The organism is Mesorhizobium sp. M0518 (assembly GCF_040321125.1).
Lineage (GTDB): Bacteria > Pseudomonadota > Alphaproteobacteria > Rhizobiales > Rhizobiaceae > Mesorhizobium.
The window spans coordinates 144,260-167,875 of the sequence record NZ_JAMYQY010000013.1; the positions used below are offsets into that span (position 1 = coordinate 144,260).

Below are 23,616 nucleotides of genomic sequence, written 5' to 3' on the forward strand. Positions count from 1 at the left end.
CGTCGTCAGGCGCGCGGGCGCGCGACAAGTTTTTTCGCACATGGTCAGGCGGCGCAGTTACGTCGAGAACCCAAAGGCACCGCCGCCGTGCGCGCGGCTTCCTCCGAAAACCAGCGCTCGCCTTTCAACAAATTGAGGCATTGTCCTAGACAATATTCCTGTCCGGATCATGATAGATGCGGCGCGCCCCGCTAGGACCGGAGGCTGGACAGAATCTCGCACGGATCAGCGTCAATGGCCGCAGTTATGTCGAGAAACTCGATGACGTCGAGACGCCGCTCTGCGCCCTCGTACTTGGCCACGAAGGATTGGGGACGACCAAGCTTGTCAGCCAGCTGCTCCTGGGTCAGGCCTTTGGCCTTGCGCAGCGAAACCAGCTGGGCCAGAAACCGCTGGTGGCGGGGCGATCGAAGGGATTTGGGCATGGAGGCGAACCGGTCGGGTAAAGACCGGATCAGCGACTAATCCCGGTTTCGGATTATCCCATTTTGGGATATACTGCGTGCGCTCACAGGCGAGGTTCGCAGGCATGAATGGACCAATGGGAACAGATGAGACTCGAAGCTCAACTTTGAGCGATGAAGTCCCCTGGTCGGAGAACCTCACGAGCTACGACAGGGAGCATTTCACAATCTACCTGCGGATCCTGGATGCCTGCGCCGACAATGCCAGCGAAAAGGAGATGGCCGAGCGCATTCTCGGCATCGACCCGTCCATTGACCCGGTCCGCGCCCGCAAAGCTCTTCGCAGCCATATCGACCGTGCGAACTGGATGGTGACGACCGGCTACAAGGAACTGTTCGCCGGCTGATGCACAACGCCCACTGCCACGTGTTTCGAGCAGGCAAGTCTCTGTAGCCAAATTCGGCAGCGCACGGCCGCGACGGCCGGCGCGGCGGGAGCGGTCACAACTGGTTCGCGTGCTGTTTGACTGCCATTTCCAGTGCTTGCATCAAAGGCACAGCCTTGGAGAAGAGGAAGCCCTGAGCGGTTCGGCAGCCAAGCTTGTGCAGGGTTTGCCGATCCGCCTCTGTTTCGACGCCCTCGGCCATGACCTCGATCCCGAGCATGTCACCGAGTTCGATGACCGATTTGACAAGCAGTCGGTCCTCTCGGGACTTGGCCAAGCCGCGAATGAAGCCCTGGTCTATTTTCACCTTGCGTATCCGACGGTCCTTGAGAGATGCCAAGGTAGAAAAGCCGGTGCCGAAGTCATCGAGCGCGATGGAAATACCGGCATGTGAAAGCCGTCCGAGCTTTTCATCCACTCTGTCCGGGTCCACCGGCGATTCTTCGGTAATCTCGATTTCGAACATCGTCGCAGGCAGGCCTCTTGCCGCCAGACCGTCCAGAACCATGTCGTCGATATCGCCGGCTTCCAGTTCGCGAGGGGAAACATTCATCGCCACACGAATGTCACGACAGTCAGCTTTCACCAAGCCGTCGATAAAAGCACAACAGTCGGCGAATACGGTTTGCGTCAGCAGCTGAAGCATTCCGGTTTCGCGTGCGGCCGTGATGATTTCGGGTGGAGAGATGGCACCATGCGTCGGATGGGACCATCTCAGCAAGGCTTCAAAACCGACCACGGTCTCGGTTTCGAGTTTCACGATCGGCTGGAACCAAGGTTGCAATCTTCCCGTCTTTATCGCCGAATGAAGATCCCGTTCGATCGACTGGCGACGTTGCAGTTCCCTGTCGAGTTCGGCATCGAACAGGCAAAACTCGTTCCTGCCATGGCGCTTGGCCGTATACAGGGCGATATCCGCCCGCAACAACATTTCAGTCAGGCTCGGCGTCTGCGCCAAGTATATCCCTATCGATGCCCCGACCCGAACGGACGCGACCTCGATATAGGGGCGAGCAATTTTGGCTATGATATTGGAGGCGAGATCACTGGCAGAAAGCGAAGCTCTCGTTGAGGGAAAAACCAGCACGAATTCATCGCCGCCGATACGAGCGAGCGTTGAGCCTTCGGGTGCTTCCTGCTCTATGCGGCGGGCGATCATGACAAGCAGTTCATCACCGGTCCTGTGACCGTAGGTGTCGTTGACAGATTTGAAGCCGTCCAGATCAATCAGCATTGCCACGAAGGGGCCATCCGCGGTCTTGAACCGACCGATGGCGTGTTCAAGGCCCCGCCTGTTGAGAAGGGCGGTCAGATGGTCCTCCCTGGAGTTGCGCTCCATTTCCGACGCAAATCGCTCTGCCTCATGTCTCAGGCGGCTTGCTTCGCGGAAGCGCGCCTGCCCAACAAACGAAGCTCGGACCAAGCCGCCCATGAAGAGCAGAACGGTGAAAGCCAGAATGTAGCGTTCAAAATTGCCTTTCGCCAAAAGGCACGCCACCGTGATGAGGAGTGGAGGTGTGATGAAGCTGGTCGCCGCCGCGGCATACGAACTGCCATATGTAACCGCACCAGCTGAAATGCCCGCCAGTATGACCAGATGCATCGGTGCTTGTGGTGTTGTGTATCCAACAGTCAGCACGGCCGGGAAGGACCAGGCAAACCCTGCCAGAAGGGCAAGGACGCCAAACATGCGAAGGCGCGGCAAAACGCCAAGCAAATCCTGATGGCGCCCCGTTTCCTTTAGCTGAAAACGGGCGAGTGCAAGCCGGGCGGCATTTAGCGCATTGACGACCAGGAACCAGCTTGCAGCGGCAAAGCCGCCGCCAGAAAGGGCCTGCACCGCGCAAATCAGGCCTGACAGGATCGCGCTTATCGGCATCGACACGAAGAGCCCGGCCCTCAGGTCAGCAAGCTGATCCTGACGGATTTTGGCCTCCAGCGATTCTTCTTCCTTTAGGGGTGCCATGAATGGACCAGCTTGCTTGCGTCGTTGTTCGCGAGGACCAAACCTATGCAAGCCCACTGAAGGACGGGTTAACTACCCAGCGAGGGTAACCAGTGCGCTCACCATGCTGCGGGTCACACCTTTGGCTTAGCATTGCCGAATCATCAAGGCTTCGCCCGCGCGCGTGCCTTGATCCGAATCATGCCATGATCGGCAACGTCACCAGGAGACAGCCTTGCCCCGCGACGACGCGCGCCAGCAAGACAAGGAAGCATCGCCGAGACAGCGTTCCAGAGCGGCAGCGCTCTGTGCGATTCACCGCCTGAGCATGGCCGAAATGCCATGGCGGACAAAGGGAAGATGTTGGGCAAAGCGGAGCGCAGCATGTCTTGCAAGCCGTGCCGCCGGGTGCTCGCTTGAGTAGAGACCGACAAGCATGTTGGTGGCATGATAGAGCGGCCCCGCCGACAGCCGCAGCCGGCTTTCGTATCTGCCGAGCATGTCGGGATCGGCAATGTCGCGGCGGGCGCGACATGCTGTCAGTATTTTATGAGCGAGTTGCTTCTGGCCGCCGAGGCCGATGTTGAAGCCATGCGCCGTCACCGGGTGCATGCCGATGGCAGCATCGCCGATCAGTGCCGCACTCGGAGCCGAGAACTTGTGCGCCCAGGTCGTGACCAGCGGATAGGCATGGCGGGTGCTTGCCAGGGTCATCTGCCCGAGGCGTCCTCGACACCGGTTCATCAATTCCATGCGGAACAATTCGTCGTCGAGAGCAAACAGTCTGTCGGCCTCGCTTGAGCGCAAAGTCAGAAGCAGCGACGACACGCCTTGCATGAGCGGCAACATCGCTATGGTCTGATGGTGGTCGAACCATTCGACCGCGATCTGGTGATGGACGCGCTCGTGCCTCACTCGGCAAATCAGCATGGAGTGGCCAAGCGGATGGATGTTGGCGCCAATGCCGAGCAGGTCGCGCATCGGGGACAAACGCGAATCCGCTGCTACGAGCAGCCGAGCGGCCAATTGCCTGCCGTCAGAAAGCGTTATGACCGCCTCCTCTTCGCTATTTGTTGCATTGACGACCGAGTTGCCGCACAGCAGCCGGGCATGATCCTGGAAGTGGACAATTTTGAACAGGGCATCGCGGATCCGACAATTTGGGACCAGAAATCCGAGTGGTTCCCCAGATCCGCTGGGAGCATCGAAGCTCAGGGCGAAAGGGCTGGATCCGTTGAGCACGCGCGCGCCATGAAGCGGTGATTTGTCCGATGCGGGGATGGCATCCCAGGCGCCGAGCTCGCGAAGGATTCTCACTGATGCGTGGGTCAGCGCGATCTCGCGACCGTCGAAAGCCGGATTCGCCAGGCTGTCGAGCGACTGCCGTTCAACCACTGCCACCTTGAGTCGGCTCCAGGCGAGCGATGCTGCGAAGGCAAGTCCGACCGGCCCAGCTCCGACGACAATGATGTCGAATGTGTCGACATAGCCGGCCATCAGCGTGCCGCCATAGCGGCTATCTTCGATACGAAGCGCTCTTGAAGCATCGCAATCACCCACGGTTTGCCGCTCATCTCCCCAACTCGATAGACATGCGTTCTCCGTTGGAAGCCTGGTCAATGAAACCATGCCGATGAAGAGATAACGCTGATCTGGATCAACCAGGCTCGACAAACCCGGCAGCGGCGGGTTCACGGTCGAGTGGTCGATTGCCGTGAAAACGTCTGCATGTCTGGGCATTCTGAATGGTCGGCTTCCCAATCGCGTGCCCCTCCTGGCCAAAGGTTCGGCAACGCATTGTGGCTGATCCGTTCTTCGCACGCGCGCCGATATCGTCATGACGCGGGCAATCGCCAGCAAAGATTCGGTCGACTGACGACCAGCATCCGCACAGTCGTTGGCGCCGCCAACCGGTTCAGCCTCGCGGCTCTTCCCGATCGATAAGGACCCGCTCGGCGGAGCCGTCGAGATCTTCGTATTGGCCGCTCTTCAAGATCCACAGGAAGCCCCGGTCCAAGCCCCACCAAAACAGGCAGCGGCCATCGCATTTCCGTCAGGACGGGCGTCTTGCTGCCGACAGCGTGCTCTCCGACCATAACGCGCTAGACGCCGAAGGAACTCGCCGACGGCCTCATGTCCAAATGATGTGGGAAGGGAGCAAACCAAAGGGACTCTGCTTGGCGTCCCCGCTTTTTTCGCAGCTATGAAACCATCACTGAGAACGGATCCGTACTGAGGAGGAGGCGGTCCTTGACTTGCCCGACGCCGGCAACCTTCTCAGCCGCAAAGATCGCTGCCTTCCGCTGACGCTCGTCGACCATCGCCCCCTTCAGTTCGACAAGGCCGTCGCTGACCCTCACATCGATCAAGTCCCACCGCTCCAGGTTTGTGGCTGCAGTTCGGCAAGGATAGCCTTGCGGATCAGTTCGTCATCGGGTGGCGTGGTTCCCTGTTTCGGCATGGCGGATCAGGACAAGCAGCAAATCAGTTCGCGTGATGATGCCGACGACCCTTTCCCGATCGACAATCGGGACATTGTTGATGCGGTGTTGCATCATGAGGTCGACAGGAGGCGCCGAGATGAGGTGTGTGGTCATCACCTGATGGATGATCCGTCCATTCGAGCGCACACATAGTCATTGGCGGTTGTGCCCGGGCCAAGATCAAGCTCCAGCCATCGCGGACGCACACGCTGGGTTCCGAGTTCCTCTCGGCGCAAGAAGTCGCTTTTGCTTACAATGCCAACCAAGGTGCCGTCGCTGGTCGTTACTGGCAGGCAGCTGACTTTGCTTGAAAGCATGACCGCTTAGGCGATCGTCGCGTTCGCATGCGTCGTGATGACTGGCTTTGTCATTAAGGATTCGGCTTGCATCCTCACCCTCCTGATCTTTCGTCGGACGACGATAGGACATCCCGACCCGCGGCGCGTTGATCTGAGTCACTTGGAACGAGTGGCATTCTCCGCGCCGTCGTCGCTGTCGATGAGAATGCGCTCCGCCGCGCCATCGAGATCCTCGTACTGGCCGCTTCTCAACGCCCAAAGGAAGCCGGACAGGCCGAGTGCGCCAAGGAATAGCGCTACGGGGATGAGGTAGACGAGCGTCGTCATGACGATTGAGCCAAGGCGCCGGCCCGCGCGGGCCTGTCTTGCCGCGCAATTGCGGACGACGCACCCGTTGCGAAGCCTTGCAGACGCATGGCATTTCCAACCACGAGCAATGACGAGGCTGACATCGCGACCGCGGCGATAAGAGGCGTAACATGGCCCAGAATGGCGATCGGCACGGCAACAGCATTATAAACGATCGCAATTGTTATGTTCTGTCGGATCAGGCTTCCCGCCTTGCGCGATACGTCAACAGCCAGCGGGACCGCCAAGAGGCTTTCGCGCAGGAAAACGAAGTCGGCTGCATTGCGGCCAATGTCGGCGGCGGTGGCGGGTGCGATCGAGACATGCGCAGCGCTCAGCGCCGGCGTATCGTTGAGCCCGTCGCCAACCATCAGAACCTTGTGCCCGTCCCTCGCCAGCGTCTCGATGCGTTCAACCTTGCCGGACGGCAGCAGGCAGGGGACGAAGTCATCGACACCCAGCCCTGTCGCAACCTCGGCACAGGCTGCCGCCGTATCGCCCGACAGCATTTCCACCGACATCCCAGCATGGGTCAATTGCCCGATCGCCGCCCTGGCGTCGGCGCGCAGCGCGTCCTCAAAATCGAAGGTCGCGACAATGAACCCGTCTTTTGTCAGCACCGTTCCGCCATAGCCATGTTTGCCTTCGCCGCCGGTCCGGGCCTTCCATCCAGCCCATCCGCGCCGGCCCAGCCGCCAGGTGCTTCCGGCGTCAGAGGCTTCGATGCCAAATCCCGGGTGCTCGGTGACGGCATCGAATTTGTGCTGCCCGCCAAGGCGGGCAAAGCCGGCTATGGCCTTTGAAAACGGGTGACGCGAGTGCGCAGCCATGTCTCCCGCGATTGCCAGCATGGCCGGATCAATCGAGTCCGCATTGACCAGCCGGGGCTGGCCGAGGGTGAGCGTTCCGGTCTTGTCGAACACCGCTCTATCAATCGTCGCCAGGCGCTCCATGGCCGAACCGTCCTTGACCATGATGCCGTTCTCGAACAGGCGCCGCGCCGCGACCACCTGGACGATCGGTACGGCGAGGCCGAGCGCGCACGGGCATGTGATGATGAGAACGGCAATGGCGATGGTTATCGCCCGGTGCCAGTCACCGGTCGCCGCCATCCAGCCAAGGAACGTCGCGAAGGCTGTGAGATGAACCACCGGGGCATAGAGCGCTGAAACACGATCGGCGATCCGGCGATAATGCGCGCGGCCGCCCTCTGCGGCTTCCATGAGCCGAACCATTTCCGCCAGAAACGAATCTTTCGCGGCGGCTGTCGCCTCGATCGTCAGCGGGCCGGTTAGGTTGAGGATACCGGCCTGAACGGCTTCGCCTGCTGCAACGCTTCGAGGCGTGCTCTCGCCGGAAACCAACGAGCAGTCCAGATCCGAGGCCCCTTGAATGATCTTGCCGTCGACGGGGATTCTCTCGCCGGCAGCGATCAACAGCAGCATGCCAAGTTCGATCTCGCCAACCGGCAGATAGTCGCGTGCACCATCGCCGCGCAGCACCATGGCGCCACGTGCGGCCAACTGGGACAGGCCTTTCACGGCGGTCCGGGCACGTTCGCGCATGACATGATCCAACGTGCGGCCGATCAGGAGGAAGAACAGCAGCGACACCGATGCGTCGAAATAGGCGTGGTCGCCATGGGTGATCGTCTCATAGAGGCTCATGGCGTATGCCAGCGACACCCCGACCGCGATCGGCACGTCCATGTTCATGCGACCGTGGCGCAACGCATTCCAGGCCGAGCGGAAGAAGATGCCGCCGGCGAAGGCGAGTGCAGGGATGGCGATAAGCGCCGAGACCCAGTGGAACAGATCGCGTGTCGCGCCTTCGGCACCGGACCAGACCGAGACCGAAAGCAGCATGATGTTGCCTGCCGCAAAGCCCGCAACAGCGACGGCGCGGATGAGCTCCGAGAGCGTCTTGTCCTTTGTATCGGTGTCGGCTTCGAACAGATGTGTCTGGTAGCCCAGGCGTCCGAGGATAGCGACGAATGGCGGAACGTCGTCGCCGCGCCAGCGGATAGACACCCGCCTCGTTGACAGGTTGACGCGGGCGGCTTCGACATGATCGAGCTTTCCCAATGCCGTCTCGATAGTCTGAATGCAGGCACCGCAGCGAACGGCCGGTATCGAAAGCTCGGTCTGATGAAGGTCGTCGCCAAGTGATCGGCTCGCCAGCTTGATTTCCTGGCTGGACGGCAGGGCCGAGGTCACGCTGACCATATCCAGCGCCATTTCAGCACCTGGCGCACAACAGCTCATTGCAGCGCTCCATGGGAAATCACGATCCTGCGCACGTCGCGATACGGTTTATCCAGGCCGGCATCGGCGTCGACTTCGACGATCCAGACACCATCCTTCGGCATGTGCTGCGCGGCGAATTCCTGACCCGAGGCGAGGACGAGCTTGATGGATTCATCCTCTTTTTCGTAAGCGGGATGGCGAAACAGCGCCTTCACGCCATGCAAGGGAACCGGTTTGCCGGCGGCGTCGGTGAGGCCGTAGCGGACTTCACCCGATGCGATGGTCAGCTTGCCGGTCCAGCCGAGGGCTGCCTGCGCCCGCCCTTCCTCGGCCTTCCTGTTGAACTGCTGGCTCGCCACATAGGTGTTTTCGACGACCAGGCCGGTCCAACTCGTGTTGGCGAGCGTGGCCATGGTCAGATTGACCGCGATGACCACACCGAAAAAGGCCAGGATGATGGCCAACATGTGCCTGCCGGTGAATTCGCGGGTTTTTTGTGTTCTGGCGCTCATCTGGCAGTCTCCGGCGCGTTGAAGGTGGCGGTGTACTCGTTCGACTCGAAGCTGGCTCTGTCCTCGACGCGGAACTTGAAGGTCTGTGCCGGAGCGCGGATCTGGTCCGCCGGCTGGCGAACGAAGACCCTCAGCATTTTCAGGCGGTCGGGTTCGACCGGAATGGTGAAGGAACGGCCTGCGGGGATGTCGTCGCCGACGACGACCATGTCAGCGCCTTCAAGGCCCTGCATGGTTACGACGATCGTCCTCGGCTCGGGGATCATGTTGAGCAGCTTGACGGTGTAGCCGTTGCGGATCGAGCCGTCGGAGAGCGTCACGAATTGTGGATTGCGGTCGTGCAGGACATTGATTTCGAGCCGGTCGCGCGTCAGCAGCGAGTAGAGGAGGCCCAGGCCGATCAGCGACCACATAGCCATGTAGACATAGGTGCGTGGCCGAAAGATCTTGCGGATGTGGAAATGCGCCACTCTGTCCGAAAACAGGCCGTCATCCGTCCTGACCAGCGCCGGATTGACTGAGCTGGACCCGCCTGCAGTCGCCAGCATCATGTTGGCGTTGTAGTCGGAGAGCGTCGCATAGGCGATCAGCCCACGCTCCTTGCCGAGCTTGTCCATGACGCCGTCACAGGCGTCGATGCAGAGCGCGCAGGTAAGGCATTCGAGCTGCTGGCCATCGCGAATGTCGATCCCCATCGGGCAGACCGCGACACAGGCATTGCAGTCGACGCAGTCGCCGACGGACTGCCCTGCAGCTTGCACCTTCTTCGCATGACGCGAACGCGGTTCGCCCCGCCAGTCATTGTAGGTGACGGTGAGCGAACTTTCATCGAGCATGGCTGCCTGGATGCGCGGCCATGGGCACATATAGGTGCAGACCTGCTCGCGCATCAGCCCGCCGAACGTGTAGGTCGTCGCCGTCAGCACGGCGACGGTGATGTAGGCGACGGGGGCTGCGGTGCCGGTGAAGAGTTCGCCGAGCAGCGCTGGCGCGTCGGCGAAATAAAAGATCCAGGCGCCGCCCGTCAGCGCGCCTATGATCAGCCAGATGGCGTGTTTCGATACCCGCAGCACGAGTTTGCGGGGGGTCCAGAGACCGGCATCAAGCTTGATACGAGCGTTGCGGTCGCCCTCTATCGCGCGCTCGACGACCAGGAACAGGTCGACCCATACGGTCTGCGGGCATGTGTAGCCACACCAGGCACGGCCGACAGTCGACGTGATCAGGAAAAGACCGACGCCGGCCATGACCAGAAGGCCGGCGACATAGTAGAATTCCTGCGGCCATATCTCGATGAAGAAGAAATAGAAACGCCGGTTAGCGACATCGAGCAGCACGGCCTGGTCCGGGCTAAACGAGCGCCGATCCCAGCGCAGCCACGGCGTCAGATAGTAGATGCCGAGCGTGACCGCCATCACCAGCCATTTGAACTGGCGAAAGCTGCCCGAGGCCCGCTTCGGGAAGATCTTCTTGCGCGCAGCGTACATTGGCTGACGCACCTTGGCGGAGTTGACCGGCGTGGGTTCGATCCTTTCTATTTGCGTGTTATCAAGCACGAGAAGCTCCAGTCACCAGCGACGATTTCGCCGGAAACCGACTCATCGGTTCTGGATGATGCCGAGGCCCGGCTTGCGCCGGGCCTCGTCGCTTGGCGGGAGGGGGAGGACGAGAATAGGCTTCTGCTCCTATTCTCCGCCGCCAAGCGAATGGATGTAGACCGCCAGTTCCTTGACCTTGGTCTCGCCGAGGCGCGCGCCCCAGGCCGGCATCACGCCCTGTTTCGGCGCGGTGACCTGGGCGGCGATGGCCGCTTCGCCTGACCCGTAGAGCCAGATGGCGTCGGTCAGATCTGGAGCGCCGAGTTCCTTGTTGCCTTTTGCATTGTCGCCGTGACAGGCCACGCAATTTTCGGCGAAGACCTTGGCGCCGGGCGCGACCAACGATTGATCGCCGACAGTGCCGGACAGGCTGGCAACGTAGGTGCTGACCTGTTTGATCTGATCGGCGGTGATGATGTCGCCAAAGGCCGGCATTTCCGACAGGCGCGTAGCCGGGTCGGAGGCGAAGCGGATGCCATGAGCGATCGTCTGCTGGATCTGGTCCACCTCGCCGCCCCACAGCCAGTCGTCGTCATTTAGGTTCGGAAAGCCCTTGGAGCCCTGGGCGCCGGAACCGTGGCACTGCACGCAATTGACCTTGAACGCGGCGGCGCCGGCAGCGACGGCGAATTCGCGCAGCGTGTCATCCGCAGCAATCTCCGAAACACTTTTCGACTCTATTGCGGCGACATATTTGCCCTTTGCCGCTTCGGCCGCGGACAACTCGTTCTTGACTTCGTTGCGGCTGGAATAGCCAAGTACGCCCTTTGTCGCGGAGTGCAACAGCGGCCATGCCGGGTAGGCAATTGTGTAACCGATCGCCCAGACTATGGTCATGTAGAAGGTGATGACCCACCAGCGCGGGAGCGGGTTGTTGAGCTCGCGAATGCCGTCCCACTCATGACCGGTCGTCGAGATGCCGGAAACCTCGTCAATGTGATCGCTGCTCATGATCAGTCCTCCTTCAGAGGAATTTGAGCTGCTTCGCCGGCTTGCCTGCGGCTGCCGGGGCGAAGTGCAAAGGCAACGGATCCGATGAAGAAAAGAGCGATGGCAAGCAGGCCCCAGCTGTCAGCAAACTCCCGCATGAAATTGTACGTCATCGCCATTGTCCTCAGCGGTAGCCGGCGGTCTCATCGTAGTTCTTGAAATCGACAAGCGTGCCGAGCATCTGGAGATAAGAAACCAGGGCGTCCATTTCGGTGACTTGCTGCGGATCACCGTCGAAATCGCCGATCCTGGCCTTGGGGTAGCGGGCCTCGAGGCCGGACGTGTCGGCATTGGGATCAGCCTGCGCCATCAAATCAGCATTGGCGTTAGCGACCATGTCGTCGGAGTAGGGAACGCCGACGCGCCTGTTGGCAACCAGATGCGTCGAGAAATCCTTCACCGCGATCGGCGTATCCTTCAGAAAGCCATAGCTCGGCATGATGGATTCCGGCACCACGGAACGAGGGTCCGTGAGGTGCTCGACATGCCAAAGATTTGAGTAGCGATCGCCAACCCGAGCGAGGTCCGGTCCGGTGCGCTTCGATCCCCACTGGAAGGGATGATCATACATCGACTCGGCCGCCAGGCTGTAATGCCCATAGCGCTCGACCTCGTCACGGAACGGGCGGATCATCTGGCTATGGCAGAGATAGCATCCCTCACGCACATAGATGTTGCGCCCGACGAGTTCGAGCGGCGAGTAGGGCCGCATGCCTTCGACCTTCTCGATCGTGTTGTCGAGATAGAAGAGCGGCGCGATCTCGACGATGCCGCCGATTGTCACGACCAGCAGCGACCCGAGGAGAAGAAGTGTAGCGTTCTTCTCGATGACCGCGTGTCTGTTCATCAACCTCATTTTCTGTCTCATCATCGCGCAAGCTGGAGGGCGGGAACGGAGCCGGGCCTCGGATCCTCCTCGCGCCGGTAGCCAAGGATGGTCATGGCGACGTTCCAGGCCATGATCAGGGCGCCGGAGAGGTACATGGCCCCGCCGATGGCGCGCATGACATAGTAGGGGTGCATGGCGGCGACGGTCTCGGCGAAGGAGTAGACCAGGAAGCCTTGCTCGTCGTATTCGCGCCACATCAGGCCCTGCATGATGCCGGACACCCACATGACCGACGCGTAGACGACGATGCCAAGCGTCGCCAGCCAGAAGTGCCAGGTAACGAGGCGCAGCGAATAGAGTCGTTCACGGTTCCACAGCTTCGGCACCATGTAATAAAGCGCGCCGAACGAGATCATGCCGACCCAGCCGAGTGCGCCGGAATGGACGTGTCCTATGGTCCAGTCGGTATAGTGCGACAGCGAGTTGACCGTCTTGATCGACATCATCGGACCCTCGAAGGTGGACATGCCGTAGAAGGCGATGGCCATCACCATCATGCGGATGATCGGATCGGTGCGGAGCTTGTCCCAGGCGCCCGACAGCGTCATCAGGCCATTGATCATGCCGCCCCATGACGGCATCCACAGCATGATCGAGAACACCATGCCGAGCGTCTGCGCCCAATCGGGCAAGGCGGTGTAGTGCAAATGATGGGGTCCAGCCCAGATGTAGAGAAAGATGATTGCCCAGAAATGGACGATCGACAGCCGGTAGGAATAGACCGGCCGGTTCGCCTGCTTGGGTACGAAATAATACATCATGCCGAGAAAGCCGGCGGTCAGAAAGAAGCCCACGGCGTTGTGGCCATACCACCATTGCGTCAGAGCGTCCTGGACCCCGGAGAAAGCCGAATAGCTCTTCGAGCCCAGGAAGGAGGCGGGCATGGAGAGGTTGTTGACCACATGCAGCATCGCGATGGTGACGATGAAGGACAGGTAAAACCAGTTGGCGACGTAGATGTGGGGTTCCTTGCGCTTCAGGATCGTGCCGAGGAACAGGATGAGATAGGCGACCCAGACAATGGTCAGCCAGATGTCCACATACCATTCGGGCTCGGCGTATTCGCGGCTCTCGGTGATGCCGAGCAGGTAGCCAGTCGCTGCCATGACGATGAAGAGCTGGTAGCCCCAGAACACGAACCAGCCGAGATCGCCGCCGAACAGCCGGGCGCGGCAGGTGCGTTGCACGACATAGAGAGACGTGCAAAGCAGCGCGTTGCCGCCGAAGGCGAAGACGACTCCCGACGTATGCAGTGGCCGCAAACGGCCAAAGTTGAACCAGGGCTGGATGTTGAGATCAGGATAGGCAAGCTGCAGCGCGATGACCACGCCGACAAGCATGCCGATGACACCCCAGAACATGGTGGCGATGGCGCCATAGCGGATTGGCCCGTCCATGTAAGCGGACGGGTCGATCGGCGCGGCAGGCTTGAACTCAGTGTTGCGCAACAGGATCGCAGTGAAGCCAGCCAAGGCGAAGAACAAGACCCACATATGCTGGCGAAAGGGTTCATCCACCCCAGCGCCAGCGGCCACCAAAGCCGCGAATGCGAACAGGCTTAGAAGCACGATTTCTTTGCCGAATTTCATCGCAAGCCCCGATTTCCAATTCCGGCGGATGCCAAACCGCGGTGCCTTATTGCGCAGCCGTCGCCTGCTCGCCCTGATCCATGTCAGAGCCGCACCATTTTGCTTCGAGCAGCATCGAGTTCGGTGCGATCAGACTGTGCCGAATGTGGAAGTGCAGCAGCGGCCGCCGGTTTATGGACAGGCCCGGCGTCCCCAGTTGGGGCCCGGGTATGGAGGCGATCGCGGGCGTGTGGGGAAGCGCACCTTCTGTGACGCTGGTAAGCAGGCCGATGCCTTACCGAACGTCGATCGTTTCAATGCCTTGGAACAGCCAGCGCCAGCGTTGCGCTGCCTTCGTTACATTTATGGTTTGGACGGCGATTTTCGCCTGCGTATGAGGCATATTGACTTCGGCCAAGTGTGGATGCTTCGCCGACGAGCCCAAACGCAACTGGCGTATACGATCGGAATTAGAACGGGCTGTCGCTACGCGATGTCTTCTGAGCCCAACGCGAGCATGCCCTGCCCCGAATGAAGTAAGTGGCGTGGGCCATGCAGCTTCGTGTCATTCAAACGGCTATTGCGCCTCGGCCGCCGCAGCGCCGTTCCAGCCGGCTCATGCTGTCCACGGTGACGCGGCGGTTGTTCTCGATCCGAATCACGCCGTCCATTCTCAGGCTGGTCAGCTGACGGCTCACGGTCTCGTTAGTGATTCCAAGGAAATCAGAGATGTCGGCACGCGTCATCGGCAGCTCGAAGCACGCCGACCTAGCCGCCGGGTCAACATTGGAGTCGATGTTCCGGGCAATCATGAGGAGAAAGCTCGCCACCTTCTCTGGTGCGGTCTTGCGCCCCAGAGTCACCATCCATTCGCGGGCCTCGTCAAGTTCGTTCAGCGCCTGCTTGAGCAGGCGATGCACAAATTCGGGTGACTGCTTCATCATCCGTTCGATGGCCGCTCTCGGAAACGAGCATAGCGAGACAGCTGTTGCCGCTTCCGCATTGATCGCACTTTTCATCTTGAAGGGCCGTCCCAGAAAATCCGGCGCGAACTGGAGACCGACGATCTGCTGGCGGCCGTCCGAAAGGCTCTTCGTGAGCTTCACCACGCCTGAAAGCACGTTTGAATAACAGTCGACCGCCTCGGCGTCGCCGATCAGTTCGACCCCCGGCTCGATATTGTGCCGCGACGACGTCTTGGCGAGCTGAGCCAAATCGTCTGGCTCGAGCGCGCCACAGACACCGCGGCGCCGTGCCTCGCAAGGCAGGCAAAGAACGGGAATGCCGGAACTGTGAATATCCTGCCGTAATGTCATTCGATCGCTCTACCGGTCCAGTGCGGGCAGGATAGCAATCCACGGTAGAAAAATCCTTGCGGCAGTTTGTCCGTGCTGAAGGTTGATCGAAATCAGGGCTTAGGCTCATCCAAGCATCCACAGTTCGGGCGACGCAAACACGGTGGACCACGACATGCGACAAAAGCTAGCTGCCAGACTTGGCGAGAACGTCCCGCGCTATACCAGTTATCCGACTGCGCCCCATTTCCATGCGGGCGTCGATGCCGTCGTTTACCGAGGCTGGTTGGAGGCGCTCGAAGGTGGTGACGAGATATCGCTTTACCTGCATATTCCCTATTGCGACAGGCTCTGCTGGTTCTGCGCGTGCCATACCAAACAGACCCGCCACTACGAGCCGGTGGCCGCTTATCTGCGCTCGCTGTATGCGGAGATCGCCACGGTTGGCGGCCTTGTTATCGGCAAGGGCCGAGTTCGCGCGGTTCATTTCGGCGGCGGTTCCCCGACGATGCTGGAACCTGAGGATATTGTGGCGCTGGGAAGCGTCCTGCGCAACAGCTTCGCCTTTCTTCCCGGCGCCAAGATCAGCGTTGAAATCGAACCCAATGATATGGACGATGCCCGCCTCGATGCGCTTGCCGAAATCGGCACGACCCGTGCGAGCCTCGGCGTCCAGGACTTCGATCCGAAGGTTCAGAAGGCAATCAACCGCGAGCAGAGCTTTTTGCAGACCAAAGCGGTAGTCGACGGTGTTCGTTCGCGCGGCGTCGAATCGGTCAATCTAGACCTGCTCTACGGCTTGCCGCACCAGACGAGGGAGAGCGTCTCCTCCACCGTCGCGCAGGCGCTGACCTTGGAACCCGACAGGATAGCGCTTTTTGGCTACGCCCATGTGCCGTGGTTCAAGAAACATCAGACCATGATAGACGAGGCATGGCTGCCCGGTCCCGCGGAGAGATTTGCTCAATTGCAACTGGCGGCGCGGGCGATCGTGGACCAGGGGTACGAAGCAATCGGCCTCGACCATTTCGCCAAACCCGGCGATGCCCTGGCCCTTGCCGCCCGCGCCGGAACACTGCACCGGAACTTTCAGGGTTACACCGACGATTGCTGCGAAACCTTGATTGGGCTAGGCCCATCGTCCATCAGCCAGTTTCGGCAGGGCTATGCGCAGAACATGCCTTCGACCAGCGAATATCGATGCACGGTTGATGACGGCGGGCTGGCCGCTGTTCGGGGTATCGCACTTTCCAACGACGACCGCGTTCGCGGCTGGATCATCGAACGTTTGATGTGCGACTTCGCCTTCTCGGCCATCGATCTGGTGGAACGCTTCGGCGAGGCCGGCCAGAGGCTCCTCCTTCAGTCAAGTTCCATGGCCCTCCACGATCCGGTTCGATTGCTTGAACTTGATGGCGACAGATTCGTTGTGCCGGCTGAAAGTCGCCCTTTCGTCCGAAGCATCGCGGCCAAGTTCGACAAATATTTCGAAACTGGAACGGCCAGGCACTCGGCGGCAGTCTGAGCACCGCAGAGGAACGGTCATGGCTCTCACTCGATCGTGAACCGATTGCGATCGTTTTCCACTGTTGACCGGCGACCGTCGGCCGAGACGGTTCGAAGCGGACCAGACGCGTCTTGGCATGGCGACGATGTCGCCCGCTCATGCCCTGCCTGTGAGATCATGGTTGTCGGCGACAGCTCCCTTCGACCTTGCAAGGAGAATGCAAGGTGCCGTGCAAGCGGCTGACAACACTTGGGCCGGTGGCAGAAGTCCGCAAGCACCCCGGCAGCGCGGTCAACGTTGAACCACCCGTTCACCCGAATATGCCGGTGCAGTTCCGGTTGAAAGGGCTTGGCCTAGACGGCTCTCTTGTTACCCCAGAGCATAACGTGCAGCTGCGGTAGCACGCGGGCTTCGAACCATTTGTCGCGGGTCACGCTGTCAACCAGCCACTCCATGCGCTTCAATATTCCGTCAAGGTCGACGGGCGCGTCATCATTTGCCGGGTGTGGCGGCGTGTGATTGCCGGGTTGCAGATAGATCGGAAGTTGCGGAAATTGCGCAGCGGCGTCTTTCGCGTGGGCGTAGTCCCTTTCGTCGAAAACAATGAGCTTGAGCACGATTTGGGGCTTGCCTTGTGCCGCCTGGAGGCACGCCTCGACAGCGGCCCAATCTGTCGTCATTTGGCTTGACGGCGGCTTTGGGCTGAGGATCAGCACGTCAAGGTGCGCAAACCAGTCCCTGGCAAGCGAACCTTGGGTTTCCAGCGCAAAACGGTAACCGTCACCATGGCCTCGGTCGATGAGCGCGCCGAGCGGCTGGATGGCCGGATTGCCGCCTGACAGTGACACCATAAGCGGGCGGCCACCGGAAAGCGCAAGCACATTTTTCCACACCGCGCCGACGGACATCATCTCCCATTCATGGCGGAATTGATTGTCCACAGCATGCAGGCTGTCGCACCAGGAACAGCGAAAGTCACACCCGCCGGTTCTGACGAAGATCGTCGGCAAACCTATGAGCACGCCCTCGCCCTGGATCGTCGGCCCGAAAATCTCGCTAACGCGGATTGCGGGATGCGTATTGGTCATGGCCGGTATTCCGCCCAGGTTTTCGGCGTTTCGCTCACCCGCACGGCCGCGGTTTCGCTCAGGCGTGCCTTGCACCAGTCGTAGAAATGTCTGGCCAGATATTCCGCCGTGACTTGCTCGTGTCCCAGCACGTCGTTGAGATGTCGGTGGTCGAAGCTCTCGTCGATGTAGCGTTTGAATGGCGCCAAATCGTGGTAGTCGCGCACGAAGCCGTGATCGTCCAGTCCATCCGCTGAAAGCTCCACTTCGACGATGTAGTTATGTCCGTGCAGGCGCGCGCATTGGTGATCGGGTGGCAATGAGGTGAGCTGATGCGAGGCTGAGAAGTGGAATTCCTTGGTGATGCGGAACATTACGCGGTGGTCCTTCGCAGCGCTCCGAGCCAGAAGTCGGAGTCCTCGTACTCGGTTGGGTCCGGGTGCCCGGCGATGTGGAACGCCTCACGCCGCTCGACGCAGGTCCCGCACCTCCCGCAATGACGCTCGGCGCCCTTGTAACAGGACCAGGTCTGCGCAAAGGGCGTGCCGTATGTGGCTCCATCCCTAACAATGTCCGCCTTCGTCAGGTTCACATAGGGTGCATAAAGGCGAATCTGCGCGTAGCCGTCGAGCGCGTGGTCCTGCATCATCTGGAAAGCATCGATGAAGGCCGGACGGCAATCGGGATAGACAATATGATCCCCACCATGCACGGCCGTCGCCACCGCGTCAGCGTCTTGCGCTGCGGCGAGGCCGAAGGCAATGGCCAACATGATGGCGTTCCGGTTGGGCACCACCGTTACCTTCATCGTATCTTCGGCATAGTGCCCATCGGGCACGTCCACATTGTCGGTCAGCGCGGAGCCGGAAAGGCCGCCGCCGATCTCGTGGATATCGATGATTCGCTGCGGGACGCCCAGGCGCTCCGCGCAAAGGGTGGCGAAGCCCAATTCCTTCCTATGCCGTTGGCCGTAATCGAACGATAGCAGGCCGGTAAGCTGGTGCTCCGCTGCCACCTTGTGAGCAAGAGTAACGGAATCCAATCCGCCGGAGCAGACGACGAGAGTCTTCATCGTTGGGTCCTTGTTTTAACCGGGTAGGCTGCGACCGGAGATTTCTCTGCGCTCCAGTACTTCAGGAAAACCATTTTGTGAAGTGAACGGAGACCAGTTTCGTGCGCTTGCGTGCGGTGCGCAAAACGCCCTCGCGGTGAGCTGCACGGACACGGACTGATGAGACGTCACGCTTCAGCGGAATGCTCAAGCGGCCGCTGCTCGCGGACAAAGTTCTCGACGAGCAGAGCCTGGCGGTTCCGAGCGCCGAGGGACGCCACTGCAACGGTTGCAGGGTACAAGGAGCCCGGATGGCTTGCCGCAAAGATGACCGGCAAACCCTGAATAATCGGTGATGAGCCGACATCTGTGAACAAGCGGTGTGGTCGATTGCAATCACCCATGTCTTGCGCACAGGTACCTTATGTCAGTGGATGAACTGAACTTGATGGTTTTACAGATGGCAGTCGAAAGCGTCCGCTCGCTCTCGTTGAGCTTCGCTGAAAAAGCCGCCGAGATAGCCACCAGGAGCCGCGGCATCCTGCTTTTCGACGTGCGGATCGACGGTGACGCGCAGGTCCAGCGGGTCGCAGCCATCCGATATCACGGCGGCCAATTCGGCGTGCTGGCGTTGGATGTACACGGCCTAGTTACCCACTATTGCATCGTTAACGGTATGTTCTCACATTACATTGCGTCCTTGGAGAGCTGGCACAGGATGCCCCTGTCGATGCAGGCCAAGATGGATGCCAACGGCAATGCCCGTCTCTTCGTAGCCGCGTTGCGGGATGCCGGACATATGCTGGGCACCTAGCATTGGGCGAGAATGCATCTGTGAATTTTGCATGTGCGTCACTGCGATGGCGCCGGCATGATCGTCATGCTCCAAAACGGCTGCGGCCCCCGCGAAGCGGTCGCCGCGATGATGGTGATCAACGGCGTTGCATCGATGCGAGCGTTTAGACAGAGGTCTCCTCCTGGCATCGAGCGCATGCAAGGAGCTACGCAAGCGCAACTGCATCAAGTATTTTGAAGGGACGACCTCATGCATGGAGCTTGCGCTGCATACGGGCGGCGCGAGCCGCGTTGCCATCCAGCAGAGAGGGTGCTTGCGGTACTCTCAATGACCCGAGATCGCAAATGGACGTGGGTAAGCACCAGAACTGGCAACACCCATGGTGGTCCGCTGGACTCGCTGAAGGAAGCACAAGGTGTCGGCGGGCAGAGCGCAGCGAGTGCCTACCTCGATCTTTCTAGAAGCGCGCCGGCAGCCTGGGCGGGGGGGCTTGGGGTTAGACTGCCGGCGCACGCCACTCACGAAGAGCGGCCCCTTTTCGTGGTTCGAACACCCATAGTCAACCCGGAAACGTCAGGATGCCCGCCATGTTATTTTCAGAGCGGCGCGATGCCGGCCATGTTGGCCGATTCAGCCAGTAGCCACTCTCGTAGGCCGAGTTGATGCTCAAGCGCCAGCATCGCCTCGCCGAACTACCAAGAGTTCGCCGTTACAATCCTTCGTCGCGAGCCGATGCCCTCGTGCACGTTTCGTAGCACTCCGGGCGGCTATATCGCCTTGTTGTTCGCGAGCCCATGTGAAGGGTTCCTGCATCGGAAAGTTGACGAGATTCTCTTGGCGGTACTGCGCCAGAGGCATCCCAACGGAATCAGCGTCTACAATCAGCCGCAAGCTTCACATCACAAGAGCGGTAGTCCACCCATTGCGGATCATCCGATCAGGCGGCGTCCGAAATGTGCGACTCTGCCTCAAGGATTCCCACAGGTATGGAAAGCGATCTCGCTATCCGATCCCGATATCCCTTGTTGTACCTCAGACCTCGCTCGATGTTTTGAATTTCCTCAGCGGCAAGCCCGCTCGCGACCGTCAGGTCCTCGATCGAATACCCAAGGTGCTCACGATAAGCGCGGACGATGTGGGTCCCCTGCGACATAGCCGTCAAGACTGGTTCGGGAATGCGCGAATCGTTCATAAACATCTCCAAGAACATGGGAGCTCCCTCGGGAGATACCCCCCGGCGGCGCAGACCAAGCAAATCAAAAAATGGACGTCCATTCAGCCGGACCGGCCTCATCCATGGAATGGGCCGCCTGAATTAGGAGCTGGGTCGGAATATGGCGGCTCACCTCCTTCTAATCAAGAAAGCCAACGGCGAGAATTATTCGCGAAGGATCGCAGGTCGGATGCGCTACAGCCGATCAGGCCATCTCAGGAGGGGGCCCTGGAACTCTGAACACCAACTCGAACTCCCGGTACGGACACTGCTTCCTTCGGCCAATCTCCACCGGCGGGGGAGCGAAAGACCCACTCTTGAAAGCCCCCGGCTGCGTGCTGACGTCGGCTCTAGGAAGCTCGATCGCCCTGTGCCCCGATCGACCGGCCGAAAAAAGGGATTCCAAATTCCAGCAAACACTGGTCATCTGGTTTTCATCCGGATCCAGACAAAGGGTAGCTTTCCATCGAGAGCTTCGCCATCTGTACAGGTTCACAATCATTCGACCGTGACCGATTTTGCGAGATTGCGCGGCTGGTCTACATCTGTCCCCATGAAGAGCGCCGTGTGGTAGGCAAGAAGCTGTATCGGCAGCGAGAAGATCATTGGCGCGATAATCTCGTCGACTACCGGCAGCACGAGCGTGTGCATGGTGTCGAGTTTCGATGCGGCTGCCCCATTTTTATCGGTGATCAGGATAATCCGCCCTCCACGGGCAGCCACTTCCTGCATGTTGGAGACGGTCTTGTCGAAAAAGCGGTCATGGGGCGCGATGACGATCACCGGCATGTTCTCGTCTATCAATGCGATTGGCCCGTGCTTCAATTCACCCGCTGCATAGCCTTCGGCATGGATGTAGGAAATCTCCTTGAGCTTCAGCGCTCCTTCCATCGCTAGCGGGAAACTGGTGCCACGGCCGAGATACAGGACGTCACGACACTTTGACAGTTCGCGCGACAAGAACTCGATCTCCGGCTGGATGCTGTTGAGTACCTGGCCCATGACGCGCGGCAATTCGGCGAGGCTCCTGACGAGTGCCTGCAGCTCGCCTTCGGGGACGGTCCCGCGGGCTCTGGCGGCGCTGATGGCGAGTGCGGCTAGAACGGCAAGCTGGCAGTTAAAAGCCTTGGTAGAGGCGACGCCGATCTCCGGTCCGGCAAGGATCGGGAAGACCGTATCGGCCTCCCGAGCGATGGTCGATTCGCAGGCATTGACGATAGCGCCAATTTTCAGCCCACGCTCCTTGCAGTACCTCAACGATGCAAGCGTATCGGCGGTTTCGCCGGACTGCGAAATGAAAAGAGCCGCGGACTGCGGCGGCAAAGGGATCTCGCGGTAACGGAATTCAGACGCAACGTCGATTTCAACCGTCAGGCGCGCATAGCGCTCGAACCAGTATTTTCCGATCAGTCCGGCGAGATAGGCGGTCCCGCAGGCAGAGATCGCCAAGCTCGGAACCTTGGCGAAATCGATGCCAGGAACCATGTCGCGACCCTCTATGATGTTGATGTAATGACGAAGAGCATGGGCGATGACCTCGGGCTGCTCGTATATTTCCTTCTCCATGAAGTGGCGATGGCTGCCCTTGTTGGCCAGATCGGCCGCGGCCGTGGAGATATGGCGCGGACGCTCGACGGGATGGCCGTCGATATCGAAGATATGGGCGCCCGAATTGCCGACAATGGCCCAGTCGCCGTCCATGAGATAGGTAATTTCATTGGTGAAGGGCGCAAGAGCGATCGCGTCGGAGCCCAGGAACATCTCGCCGTCGCCGTGACCGATCGCCAGCGGTGGTCCGTTGCGCGCCGCCGTGATGGTCGACGGTTCATCTTCGAAGAGGATGGCAAGAGCATAGGCGCCCCTGACGCGTTTCAGCATGGCACGCGTGGCCTCTTGCGGCCTCATGCCCTCGCGGCGGTATCTTGCCAAGAGATGCCCAACGACCTCGGTGTCGGTGTCGGTCTGGAACTCGGCGCCATCCGCCGCCAATTCGTCCTTCAGCTCGGTGAAATTCTCGATGATGCCGTTATGGACGACGGCGACACCGTCGGTAAAGTGCGGGTGCGCATTGCGTTCCGTCGAGGCCCCGTGGGTTGCCCAACGCGTGTGGCCGATGCCGACTTTGCCGCTCAGCGGCTCTTCCTTCAGTCGCCTCTCGAGATTGACGAGCTTGCCCTCGGCGCGCCGGCGGTGCAAGACACCGTCGATGATCGTCGCAACGCCGGCGGAATCATAGCCGCGATATTCCAAACCCTTCAACGCGCCGATCAACCGATCCGACACCGGCTGTTGCCCAACGATGCCAACAATCCCGCACATGTTCGTCTCCGCATTTTTGCGGGCAGCATCAGCCCACGCGAGACGGATACCCATCCGGCCGCTTTAAGTGGCGGCCTTGTAGTAGGATTCCATAATATTGGTACAATTGATTGTAGTGATCACTACCATCCACCCCCTGGATAGGTCGGCTGCTGTGGGGACCTAAAGTTCTATTCGCGCCTAACGCTCTTATGAGAATCGCAGACTCACTCGCGGCAGGATCACGGCCTCAGAAAGGCCAGCAGGCCTTGGACAGTGGACGGACGACCGGCCTGCGAGCCCTAGTCAGGCAGTCCGGCATGTAGAAGCATTGTGCCGCCGACTTCGGGATCGGCGATGGTCTGTCTCGGCGACAGCCTGAGTTCGCTTCGCGGGCCGCGCGGCTCGCCCAGGACCGTCGTCGTCTCGCGCGGCGCCGGTGTCAGTTGACGATGGCATAATGCCCGCCGGGGGCGAGCGCCTCGCGCACGGCACGTGCCAGCCGCGGTCGGTCCGGGACGCCATGGAAAGCGTTGGCCATGAAGACGAGGTCGACGGGGCGTGACACCAGAGTAGCGAGTTCATAGGCGTCGCCGGCGACGAATTCGCAATTGGTCACGCCGGCGCCGGTAGCGGCGCTGCGTGGCCTCCAGCTGGTCGG

At 60.2% G+C, this 23,616-nt stretch carries 25 protein-coding genes; 3 read left to right on the forward strand and 22 right to left on the reverse strand.

Going from position 1 to position 23,616, the window contains the following annotated elements; genetic code table 11:
* Nucleotides 1-191 precede the first annotated feature (191 nt).
* Nucleotides 192-425 carry a helix-turn-helix domain-containing protein gene (locus NKI66_RS19865; RefSeq protein ID WP_023735803.1) on the reverse strand — a complete coding sequence of 78 codons (234 nt, stop codon included), beginning with the start codon at nt 423-425 and terminating at the stop codon, nt 192-194.
* 104 nt (nt 426-529) lie between these two features.
* On the opposite strand from NKI66_RS19865, the gene NKI66_RS19870 reads away from it, so the two are divergent.
* Nucleotides 530-811 carry a DNA -binding domain-containing protein gene (locus tag NKI66_RS19870; protein WP_081731037.1) on the forward strand — a complete coding sequence of 94 codons (282 nt, stop codon included), beginning with the start codon at nt 530-532 and terminating at the stop codon, nt 809-811.
* Between the two features lie 94 nt (nt 812-905).
* Here the strand turns inward: NKI66_RS19870 and NKI66_RS19875 are convergent, their stop codons facing one another.
* The 15 genes from NKI66_RS19875 to NKI66_RS19945 all read right to left on the reverse strand — a co-directional run bounded on the left by NKI66_RS19875 (nt 906) and on the right by NKI66_RS19945 (nt 15,044).
* Complete coding sequence (locus tag NKI66_RS19875) at nt 906-2,816, reverse strand: putative bifunctional diguanylate cyclase/phosphodiesterase (RefSeq protein WP_352752676.1); 1,911 nt, start codon at nt 2,814-2,816, stop codon at nt 906-908.
* 294 nt (nt 2,817-3,110) lie between these two features.
* Complete coding sequence (gene ubiM / locus NKI66_RS19880; protein WP_352752729.1) at nt 3,111-4,292, reverse strand: 5-demethoxyubiquinol-8 5-hydroxylase UbiM; 1,182 nt, start codon at nt 4,290-4,292, stop codon at nt 3,111-3,113.
* A 418-nt stretch (nt 4,293-4,710) separates the two neighbouring features.
* The gene (gene ccoS, locus NKI66_RS19885; RefSeq protein WP_084025756.1) at nt 4,711-4,827 is read right to left on the reverse strand and encodes a cbb3-type cytochrome oxidase assembly protein CcoS; all 117 of its coding nucleotides are present in this window, start codon (nt 4,825-4,827) and stop codon (nt 4,711-4,713) included.
* A gap of 169 nt (nt 4,828-4,996) precedes the next feature.
* Entirely contained in the window at nt 4,997-5,116 is a 120-nt protein-coding gene (locus tag NKI66_RS19890) for a hypothetical protein (protein ID WP_352752731.1), read from the reverse strand.
* Between the two features lie 108 nt (nt 5,117-5,224).
* The gene (locus NKI66_RS19895; protein ID WP_348625571.1) at nt 5,225-5,392 is read right to left on the reverse strand and encodes a CBS domain-containing protein; all 168 of its coding nucleotides are present in this window, start codon (nt 5,390-5,392) and stop codon (nt 5,225-5,227) included.
* A complete protein-coding gene (locus tag NKI66_RS19900; protein ID WP_352555406.1) occupies nt 5,392-5,595 on the reverse strand; it encodes a CBS domain-containing protein in 204 nt (67 codons plus the stop codon). Before NKI66_RS19900 ends, NKI66_RS19895 begins: the two co-directional genes overlap by 1 nt.
* A gap of 138 nt (nt 5,596-5,733) precedes the next feature.
* Entirely contained in the window at nt 5,734-5,904 is a 171-nt protein-coding gene (ccoS, locus tag NKI66_RS19905; protein ID WP_023762793.1) for a cbb3-type cytochrome oxidase assembly protein CcoS, read from the reverse strand.
* Nucleotides 5,901-8,189 carry a heavy metal translocating P-type ATPase gene (locus NKI66_RS19910; RefSeq protein ID WP_352752678.1) on the reverse strand — a complete coding sequence of 763 codons (2,289 nt, stop codon included), beginning with the start codon at nt 8,187-8,189 and terminating at the stop codon, nt 5,901-5,903. Before NKI66_RS19910 ends, ccoS (NKI66_RS19905) begins: the two co-directional genes overlap by 4 nt.
* Nucleotides 8,186-8,683 (reverse strand): FixH family protein, encoded by a 498-nt coding sequence (locus NKI66_RS19915; protein WP_352752680.1) that lies wholly within the window; start codon nt 8,681-8,683, stop codon nt 8,186-8,188. Before NKI66_RS19915 ends, NKI66_RS19910 begins: the two co-directional genes overlap by 4 nt.
* Nucleotides 8,680-10,239 carry a cytochrome c oxidase accessory protein CcoG gene (ccoG, locus tag NKI66_RS19920; RefSeq protein WP_352752682.1) on the reverse strand — a complete coding sequence of 520 codons (1,560 nt, stop codon included), beginning with the start codon at nt 10,237-10,239 and terminating at the stop codon, nt 8,680-8,682. The genes NKI66_RS19915 and ccoG overlap by 4 nt, the downstream gene beginning before the upstream one ends.
* 129 nt (nt 10,240-10,368) lie before the next feature.
* The gene (ccoP, locus tag NKI66_RS19925; protein ID WP_023809313.1) at nt 10,369-11,232 is read right to left on the reverse strand and encodes a cytochrome-c oxidase, cbb3-type subunit III; all 864 of its coding nucleotides are present in this window, start codon (nt 11,230-11,232) and stop codon (nt 10,369-10,371) included.
* A gap of 2 nt (nt 11,233-11,234) precedes the next feature.
* The gene (locus tag NKI66_RS19930) at nt 11,235-11,384 is read right to left on the reverse strand and encodes a CcoQ/FixQ family Cbb3-type cytochrome c oxidase assembly chaperone (RefSeq protein ID WP_023735812.1); all 150 of its coding nucleotides are present in this window, start codon (nt 11,382-11,384) and stop codon (nt 11,235-11,237) included.
* An 11-nt stretch (nt 11,385-11,395) separates the two neighbouring features.
* Nucleotides 11,396-12,127, reverse strand: a complete 732-nt coding sequence (gene ccoO, locus NKI66_RS19935; RefSeq protein WP_023735813.1) for a cytochrome-c oxidase, cbb3-type subunit II — start codon at nt 12,125-12,127, stop codon at nt 11,396-11,398.
* Nucleotides 12,128-12,138: 11 nt separating this feature from the next.
* Nucleotides 12,139-13,749, reverse strand: a complete 1,611-nt coding sequence (gene ccoN, locus NKI66_RS19940; protein ID WP_352752684.1) for a cytochrome-c oxidase, cbb3-type subunit I — start codon at nt 13,747-13,749, stop codon at nt 12,139-12,141.
* A 548-nt stretch (nt 13,750-14,297) separates the two neighbouring features.
* Nucleotides 14,298-15,044 carry a Crp/Fnr family transcriptional regulator gene (locus NKI66_RS19945; protein WP_023766606.1) on the reverse strand — a complete coding sequence of 249 codons (747 nt, stop codon included), beginning with the start codon at nt 15,042-15,044 and terminating at the stop codon, nt 14,298-14,300.
* A gap of 154 nt (nt 15,045-15,198) precedes the next feature.
* On the opposite strand from NKI66_RS19945, the gene hemN reads away from it, so the two are divergent.
* Nucleotides 15,199-16,548 carry an oxygen-independent coproporphyrinogen III oxidase gene (gene hemN / locus NKI66_RS19950; RefSeq protein ID WP_352752686.1) on the forward strand — a complete coding sequence of 450 codons (1,350 nt, stop codon included), beginning with the start codon at nt 15,199-15,201 and terminating at the stop codon, nt 16,546-16,548.
* Nucleotides 16,549-16,883: 335 nt separating this feature from the next.
* Here the strand turns inward: hemN and queE are convergent, their stop codons facing one another.
* From queE to queC, 3 genes are read right to left on the reverse strand one after another with little or no spacing between them, the layout of a single operon-like run.
* Entirely contained in the window at nt 16,884-17,618 is a 735-nt protein-coding gene (gene queE, locus NKI66_RS19955) for a 7-carboxy-7-deazaguanine synthase QueE (RefSeq protein ID WP_352752688.1), read from the reverse strand.
* On the reverse strand, nt 17,615-17,971 hold the full coding sequence (gene queD / locus NKI66_RS19960) for a 6-carboxytetrahydropterin synthase QueD (RefSeq protein WP_023673552.1): 357 nt from the start codon (nt 17,969-17,971) through the stop codon (nt 17,615-17,617). Before queD ends, queE begins: the two co-directional genes overlap by 4 nt.
* The gene (gene queC, locus NKI66_RS19965) at nt 17,971-18,669 is read right to left on the reverse strand and encodes a 7-cyano-7-deazaguanine synthase QueC (protein WP_023766604.1); all 699 of its coding nucleotides are present in this window, start codon (nt 18,667-18,669) and stop codon (nt 17,971-17,973) included. The genes queD and queC overlap by 1 nt, the downstream gene beginning before the upstream one ends.
* A 403-nt stretch (nt 18,670-19,072) precedes the next feature.
* Here queC and NKI66_RS19970 point away from each other — a divergent pair, with 403 nt between their 5' ends.
* On the forward strand, nt 19,073-19,462 hold the full coding sequence (locus NKI66_RS19970; protein ID WP_023735820.1) for a hypothetical protein: 390 nt from the start codon (nt 19,073-19,075) through the stop codon (nt 19,460-19,462).
* A gap of 919 nt (nt 19,463-20,381) precedes the next feature.
* On the opposite strand, the gene NKI66_RS19975 is transcribed toward NKI66_RS19970, so the two are convergent.
* The 3 genes from NKI66_RS19975 to NKI66_RS19985 all read right to left on the reverse strand — a co-directional run bounded on the left by NKI66_RS19975 (nt 20,382) and on the right by NKI66_RS19985 (nt 23,574).
* Nucleotides 20,382-20,636: a helix-turn-helix domain-containing protein gene (locus NKI66_RS19975; RefSeq protein WP_023735822.1), complete on the reverse strand. Its 255-nt coding sequence runs from the start codon at nt 20,634-20,636 to the stop codon at nt 20,382-20,384.
* 519 nt (nt 20,637-21,155) lie between these two features.
* On the reverse strand, nt 21,156-22,976 hold the full coding sequence (gene glmS / locus NKI66_RS19980) for a glutamine--fructose-6-phosphate transaminase (isomerizing) (RefSeq protein WP_352752690.1): 1,821 nt from the start codon (nt 22,974-22,976) through the stop codon (nt 21,156-21,158).
* A 421-nt stretch (nt 22,977-23,397) separates the two neighbouring features.
* Nucleotides 23,398-23,574: a class I SAM-dependent methyltransferase gene (locus tag NKI66_RS19985; protein ID WP_023762808.1), complete on the reverse strand. Its 177-nt coding sequence runs from the start codon at nt 23,572-23,574 to the stop codon at nt 23,398-23,400.
* Between the last annotated feature and the right edge of the window lie 42 nt (nt 23,575-23,616).